The 249-nt window shown below is 45.4% G+C and carries 1 protein-coding gene; it reads left to right on the top strand.

Annotated features, from left to right (window positions below; translation table 11 throughout):
* A partial coding sequence (locus tag FN960_RS24540; RefSeq protein WP_143850854.1) for a diguanylate cyclase domain-containing protein occupies window positions 1-188 on the top strand: 188 nt, incomplete at its 5' end.
* Window positions 189-249 lie beyond the last annotated feature (61 nt).

Here is a 249-nt window from a genome sequence, read left to right as displayed (position 1 = left end):
ACCATGCCATCACACATTCTGAAGGGCATATCAACATTACCGTGACAGCAGGTGTCAGTCGCGCATTTCCTGAAGAGCCTCTGGATGTGGTCATTGGAAGAGCAGACCGGGCAATGTATGAGGGTAAGCAAACCGGAAGAAATCGCTGCATGTTTATTGACGAACAAAATGTGATTAACCGAGTTTAAGCTCCGTTTAACATTCATTGAGAAAACTGATGCTACTGTGTCAACGATCCGTTATCAGTGC

The sequence above is a fragment of the Alkalicoccobacillus porphyridii genome, from assembly GCF_007293315.1.
Taxonomy (GTDB): Bacteria; Bacillota; Bacilli; order Bacillales; family Bacillaceae_D; genus Alkalicoccobacillus; species Alkalicoccobacillus porphyridii.
This window is presented reverse-complemented; position numbering and strand designations above follow the sequence as displayed.